6 protein-coding genes are annotated in these 6,342 nt (G+C 77.9%); 4 read left to right on the top strand and 2 right to left on the bottom strand.

Annotated features, from left to right (window positions below; genetic code table 11):
* Together GTQ99_RS18270 and GTQ99_RS18265 are read left to right on the top strand one after the other, a co-directional pair.
* Positions 1 to 870 (top strand): ATP-binding protein (locus GTQ99_RS18270; protein WP_166617151.1); only part of this gene is annotated, 870 nt, incomplete at its 5' end.
* Positions 867 to 1,508, top strand: a complete 642-nt coding sequence (locus GTQ99_RS18265) for an arsenate reductase/protein-tyrosine-phosphatase family protein (protein WP_166617150.1) — start codon at positions 867 to 869, stop codon at positions 1,506 to 1,508. The genes GTQ99_RS18270 and GTQ99_RS18265, both read left to right, overlap by 4 nt.
* On the opposite strand, the gene GTQ99_RS26325 is transcribed toward GTQ99_RS18265, so the two are convergent.
* Positions 1,457 to 2,848: a polysaccharide biosynthesis tyrosine autokinase gene (locus GTQ99_RS26325; RefSeq protein ID WP_166617149.1), complete on the bottom strand. Its 1,392-nt coding sequence runs from the start codon at positions 2,846 to 2,848 to the stop codon at positions 1,457 to 1,459. The two genes, GTQ99_RS18265 and GTQ99_RS26325, sit on opposite strands and share 52 nt — an antisense overlap.
* A gap of 85 nt (positions 2,849 to 2,933) precedes the next feature.
* Between GTQ99_RS26325 and GTQ99_RS18255 the strand changes: the two genes are divergently transcribed.
* Together GTQ99_RS18255 and GTQ99_RS18250 are read left to right on the top strand one after the other, a co-directional pair.
* Entirely contained in the window at positions 2,934 to 4,328 is a 1,395-nt protein-coding gene (locus GTQ99_RS18255) for a sugar transferase (RefSeq protein WP_166617148.1), read from the top strand.
* An 11-nt stretch (positions 4,329 to 4,339) separates the two neighbouring features.
* Complete coding sequence (locus GTQ99_RS18250) at positions 4,340 to 5,467, top strand: glycosyltransferase (protein ID WP_166617147.1); 1,128 nt, start codon at positions 4,340 to 4,342, stop codon at positions 5,465 to 5,467.
* Positions 5,468 to 5,500: 33 nt separating this feature from the next.
* Here the strand turns inward: GTQ99_RS18250 and GTQ99_RS18245 are convergent.
* Positions 5,501 to 6,342: lipid II flippase MurJ (locus tag GTQ99_RS18245; protein WP_205707760.1), on the bottom strand; the 842-nt coding region annotated here is incomplete at its 5' end.

Raw genomic sequence — 6,342 nt, 5'->3', positions numbered from 1 at the left:
CTCGGCGAGCGCCCGCCGCGCGAGGAGCGCCGCGCGAGCACCCGCTCCGCGCCGCCCGAGCCGCCGCCCGCCCCCGCCCCCGTGGTGCAGCCGCGCGGCGCGCTCGGCCGCGTCCTCACCGTCTCCCGCCCCGAGGAGCAGCTGGCCGACCTCGCCCTCAGCAGCGACGTCATGGCCCGCCTGCACCGCGTGCTCACCGAGCAGCGGCACGCCGACGCGCTGCGGGCCCGCGGCTTCGAGCCGCTGCGCACCCTGCTGCTCACCGGCCCGCCCGGCACCGGCAAGTCGATGACCGCGCGGGTCGTCGCGGCCGAGCTGGGGCTGGCGGTCTTCACCGTGCGCCTGGACGCCGTCGCCGACCTGCCCGCCGAGGAGGCCGCCGGCGCGCTGACGCTCGTCTTCGACCTGCTCGCCCAGTCGCGCGCGGTCTGCCTCTTCGACGACCTCGACGCCCTGCTGGACCCCGGGGGCGGCGAGCGCGACGGCGGCCGGCTGCGCGACGTGCTGCGGCGCTTCACCGCCCTGCTCGACCAGGACCCCTCCCGGGGCGTCGTCGTGGTGACCACGAACCGGCCCGAGCTGCTGGAGCGCCCCGTGCTGCGCCGCTTCGACGCGGTCCTGGACTACCCGCTGCCCAGCACGGGCGTCGTGCAGGAGGTCGTCCTGCGCCGGCTGCGCGGCTTCGACCTCGGCGGCGTGGAGTGGCCGCGGGTGGCCTCCACCGCCAGCGGCCTCAGCCACGAGCAGGTCGCGGCCGCGGCGGCGCTGGCCGCGAAGCAGTCCGTCCTCGACGGCGCCGCGCAGGTGGAGACGGCAGCGCTGCTCGCCGCGCTGCGCGAACGCCGCCAGGTGCTGAGGATGGCGCCGTGAGGACCCGCTTCGAGGTCCTCCTCGTCTGCACGGCCAACGTCAGCCGCTCCCCGCTGGCGGCCGCGCTGCTGCGCCACCACCTCATCGAGCGGTTCGGGGAGAGCGCCGCCACCGTGCGCGTCACCAGCTCCGGCACCCGGGTGCCGACCGGCGCGGGCACCGACCCCGACGTCGCCGAGCTGCTGCGGCGGCTGCGCCGCCCCGCCGCGCCCGCCCAGGTCGCCCGCCAGCTGGAGGAGGAGCAGGTGCGCGCCGCCGACCTCGTCGTGACGATGACCCGCGAGCACCGCTCGCACGTCATCCGCGCCGTGCCCGTCGCCCAGCGGCGGACCTTCACGGCCCTCGAGCTCGCGCGCATCGCCCGCCGCCTGCGCGAGGGGCGGCGGCTGCCGGCCGGCGCGCCGCTGGCGGCGGGGCTGCGCGCGCTCGTCGACGCCGCCCCCGCCTGGCGCGGGCCGACTGCTCCGGACGACCCGGCCGCCGACGACCTGGTGGACGTGCACGGGGAGCCGGTGGAGGAGCAGCTGCGCGTGGCGCGCCGCCTCGACGAGGCGCTGCGGGTCGTCGTCGACTGCCTGCCGGCCCCTCAGCGCTCCAGCGGCACCGGCTCGTCGTCGGTGGAGGCCACCGGCTGGTAGCCGTAGCCGTACTCGTAGGCGTAGGTGACGTCCGAGCGGCGCGGCGGCACCATCGTCAGGACGCCGCCCAGGACGCGGGCGTCCACGGCCCGCAACCGCTCCAGGCCGCGCGCCAGGTGCTCGCGCCGCGTGCGGCCGTGGCGCACGACGACCACCGCGCCGTCGGCCTGCCGGGCCAGCACGGCGGCGTCGGCCACCGGCAGCAGCGGCGGGCTGTCGATGACCACCAGCTCCGCGCGCTCGCGCAGCCGGGTCAGCAGCTCGCCCATGTGCCGCGAGCCCAGCAGCGCCGCCGGGTTGAGCGGCACCGGCCCGCTGGCCAGCACCGAGAGCATCGTGTCGCCGTAGGGCTGCAGCACGTCGTCGAGGTCGGCGCGGCCGGCCAGCACCGTCGTCAGCCCGGCGCTGTCCTCCACGCCCAGGTACTCCGCGACCCGGGGCAGCCGCAGGTCGCCCTCCACGAGGATCGTCCGCACCCCGGCCGTCGCGGCCGTCAGCGCCAGGTTCACGGCCGTGGTGCTCTTGCCCTCGCCGGGCAGCGCGGAGGTGACCACGACCAGCTGCGGCGGGCGGTCGACGTCGGCGAACTGCAGGTCGGTGCGGATCTGGCGCAGCGCCTCCGACTGCGGGGTGCGCGAGCCCTCGACGACGAGGTCGGGGCGGTGGCCGGGGGTGCCCGCGGGCACCGCGCCCAGGGCCGGGGCGCCCAGGTCGGTGATCGCCGACAGCGTCTTGACGCTCGTGTCGAGCACCTCGCGCAGGACCGCGAGCCCGGTGCCGAGCACGACCCCGCACAGCAGGCCCAGGGCCAGCTCGCGCGCCAGGTCGGGGGCGATGGGCTCCTCGCGCACCTCCGCGGGGCGCAGCACGCTGACCCGCACGGGGCTCATCGTGTCCGGGGTGGCCTGCTCCAGCTCGCTGACCGCCCGCCCGAAGTGCTCGGCGACCGCGTCGGCGATGTCGGCGGCCAGCTGCGGCGAGGACTCGTCGACGGTCACCTCGATGAGCACCGTGCCCACGGGGGCCTGGGAGTTCACGTGCTCGGCCAGCGCCCGCGGCGTGGTGTCCAGGTCGAGCTCGTCGATGACCGGCTGCAGCACCTTGGGGCTGGTGAGCACGCCCGTGTAGGACTGCACGCGCTGCTGGGTGAACATGCTGCCCTGCATGAGCATGGCGGCGTTGCCGGTGTCGTACATGGACACGAACAGCAGGCAGTCCGCGCGGTAGACCGGCGCGCTCGCGGCGAAGGAGGCGGCGCCGCCCCCGGCACCCAGCAGGACGGCGAGCAGCACGAGGACCCAGTGCTTGCGCAGGGCGCGCAGGTAGTCGACCAGGTCCACGGCGAACCATCGGCCGCCGGGGCGAGCACTTGAACGCCCCGGAGCTCAAGTCGACACGCCGGGACGACGACGGATGAACGTGACCATGACGAGCGGGTCGAGCGCTCCCGCGCGCCCCCCGGTGCGCGCGGGCACCCCGGCGACCCCCCGGCCGCCGCGCCGGCGCAACCAGCTGGCGCTGCTGATGCTGCTCGCCGACAGCACCTGCGTCCTCCTCGTCGTCCTCCTGCTCGGCCGCCGCGACCCCGCCGTCGGCGTCTTCGCCGTCTCCGTGCTCCTCGTGCACGCCTGCGTGGGCCTGTACCGGCCGCGCCTGGACCTCAGCGTCCTCGACGACCTGCCCCAGGTCCTCGGCGCCGCCGTCGCCGCCGTCGGCGTCTCCTCCCTCGTCCAGACCGCCACCGGCATCGGGCGCGGCGGACCCTCGGCGCTGGACGCCGTCCTCATGCAGACCGCCCTCGTCGTGCTGGCCCGCACGGCGCTCTACGCGGCGCGCCGGCGCAGCCGGCTCACCGGCCGCGTCGCCCACCGCACCCTCGTCGTCGGCTGCGGCGGGCTGGGCCAGCAGCTCGTCGACATCCTCGGCAGCGGCGAGCACGGCCTGCTGCCCGTGGGCTTCGTCGACGACGACCCGCGCCTCGCGCCGGACGAGCGCACGCTGCCCGTGCTCGGCGGGGTCGCCGAGCTGCCCGCCCTCGTGCGCGAGCACCAGGCCTCCGTCGTCGTCATCGCCTTCTCCAGCGCCCCCGAGAACCTCGTCGTCGACGTGCTGCGCGGCTCGCAGGGCCTGGACGTGGAGATCCTCACCGTCCCGCGCTTCTGGCAGGTCACCAGCACCCACCGCCTCGTGCACACCGTGCGCGGCGTGCCGCTCGTCAAGCTGCGCCGCCCCGCCTTCCGCGCGCCCACCTGGCCGCTCAAGCGGGTCCTCGACGTCACCGCCTCCGCGCTGGGGCTGCTCGTGGCCGCTCCCGCGCTGGTGCTGGCCGCGCTGGCGGTGCGCCGCGAGGTGGGCCCCGGCGCGCTCTTCCGCCAGGAGCGCGTCGGGCTCGACGGCCGCCGCTTCGAGCTGCTGAAGCTGCGCACGCTGCGCGCGGACGAGCACGAGTCCGCCACCCGCTGGAGCGTCGCCACCGACGAGCGCGTCGGCCCGGTGGGGCGCTGGCTGCGGCGCACCTCCGTCGACGAGCTGCCCCAGCTGTGGAACGTGCTGCGCGGCGACATGTCGCTCGTCGGCCCCCGCCCCGAGCGCCCCTTCTTCGTCGAGCGCTTCAGCGCCGAGCACGCCGACTACCCCTGGCGGCACCGGGTGCCCTCCGGCATCACCGGCTGGGCCCAGGTCAACGGGCTGCGCGGGGACACCTCCATCAGCGACCGGGCCCGCTTCGACAACCACTACGTGGAGAACTGGACGCTGTGGCTCGACGTGAAGATCCTGCTGCGCACCGTCGGCCAGGTCCTCGCGGCCGCGGGCCGCTGAGCGCGCCGCTGGTGCTGGTGCTCGGCACCGCCGACTGGGACGCCGTCATCGCCACCAACCAGCACTCCGCCGCCGCGGCGCTGGCCCGGCGCTGGCCCGTCCTCTTCGCCGAGGGCACCGGCACCCGGCGGCTGCGCCCCGGCGACGCCCGCCGCGTCCTGCGCCGGCTGCGCCGCGAGCCCGCGGCCCGCGGCCGCCGCCCGGTGCCCGCCGGGGTGCGGGTCCTCACCCCCCGGCTGCTGCCGCACCACGCCCCCTCCACCCGGGCGGTCAACGGCTGGGCGCTGACCCGGCAGCTGCGCGGCTGGGTCGAGCACCCCGGGCCCCGCCTGCTGTGGACGTACACGCCCTTCACCTACGGGCTGGAGGCGGTGGCGGACGCCACCGCGTACCACCTCGTGGACCTGCTGCACGAGAACCCCGGGGTCCACCGCGGCCGGCTGCTGGCGGCCGAGCGCTGCCTCGCGGCGCGCACCGGCCTCGCGCTCGCGAGCAGCCCCGCCGTCGAGGAGCACCTGCGCGAGCGCGGCTTCACCAGCACCCGCTGCCTGCCGAACGTGGCGGACGTGGCGCTCTTCGCGGACGCCGCGCGCGCGCGCACCGCACCGCGCGAGCCGGTGGTCGTCGTCGCGGGCACCCTGGCCGCGCACAAGCTCGACCTGCCGCTGCTGGTGGAGCTGGCCACCGCGCTGCGCGGCCGCGGCAGGCTGCGGCTGATCGGCCCGCTCGCCGACGGCACGGCCGCCGACCCCGCCTGGCGGGCCCTGCTGGCCGCCGGCGCCGAGGTCGTGGCACCCCTGCAGCCGCCCGCGCTGGCCGCCGAGCTGGCCGCCGCCCGCGTCGGCCTCGTGCCCTACCGGCTGTCCCCGCTGACCGCCGGGATCAGCCCGCTGAAGGTGCACGAGTACCTGGCCGCCGGGCTGGCCGTCGTCAGCACCGCGCTGCCCGCCGTGCGCCCCGCCCCCGGCGCGGTGCACGTGGCGGGCGACCCGGACGCCTTCGTGCGCCGGGTCCTGGACGTCCTCGCCGACGACGACCCGCTGCTGCCCGCCCGCGCGGCCCGGCTGGCCGCCGGCCACGACTGGGAGAGCCGGGGCGAGGAGCTGCGCGCGCTGGCCGCCGGGCTGCTGCCGGGCTGAGCCGGGGCCGAGACCTGTCGCGCCCCTGGGCGGTCAGCCGCGCAGGGCGGCGGCGGCGACGCGCCGCCACGGCGGCAGCACCAGCACGGCGAGCACCCACACCCCCAGCGCGCAGCACGCGCCGGCCGCCAGGCCCGCCCAGCCCGAGCCCGGCGCGCAGGCCGCCGCCAGCCAGGACAGCGCCGCCACCGGCAGGCACGCCGCGCCCCAGCGCACGAGCACGCCGCCGACGCCGAGCCGGCCCGCCGCGACGGCGCAGCTGACGAGCGCGCCCGCCGACGCGGCCAGCCCCAGCACCACGGGGCCCAGCGCGGCGTGCAGGAGGACGTTGACCGCGAGGGCCACGACCAGCCCGGCGAGCAGCGAGGTCGCCGCGGCCCGGTTGCGGTCCTGCGCGCTGAGCGCCTTGACGAGCACGTACGACACCGACTGCGCCCAGAAGCCGGCGCCCAGCCCGGCGAGCACGCTCGCCGAGGTGGCCACGGCGCGGTCGTCGAAGGCGCCGCGCGCGTAGAGGACCTCCACGACGGCCTCCGCCTCGGCGGTGAGCACCACCGACAGCGCGGCCACGAGCAGCAGCAGCGGCGGCAGCAGCTGCACCAGGCGCTCGCGGGCCGCGTCCACCGCCAGCGTCGACAGCACCGCCAGACCGGCCAGCCCGAGCGGCACGGCCAGCAGGTTGACGCCCGTGGTGGCGACGAACCGCGCGTAGTCCACGGCGGCGACGACCTCCTCGCCCATCAGCGAGGCGACGACGCGCTCGGCGACGACGGAGGCCTGCAGCGCCACCGGCAGCGGCAGCAGGGGCCGCAGCCGCCGCCACAGCTGCCCGGGCAGGCCCGCCCCGCCGCCCGCCGCGGGACGGGCGGCGGGGC

Source organism: Kineococcus vitellinus, assembly GCF_009906315.1.
Lineage (GTDB): Bacteria > Actinomycetota > Actinomycetes > Actinomycetales > Kineococcaceae > Kineococcus > Kineococcus vitellinus.
Note: the sequence above shows the minus strand (reverse complement) of the source record. Positions and strands in the feature narration are given on the sequence as shown.

Excerpts from the sequence above, each read along its gene's own strand:
- GTQ99_RS18255 (WP_166617148.1), top strand. The coding sequence starts at position 2,934 with ATGACGAGCGGGTCGAGCGCTCCCGCGCGCCCCCCGGTGCGCGCGGGC.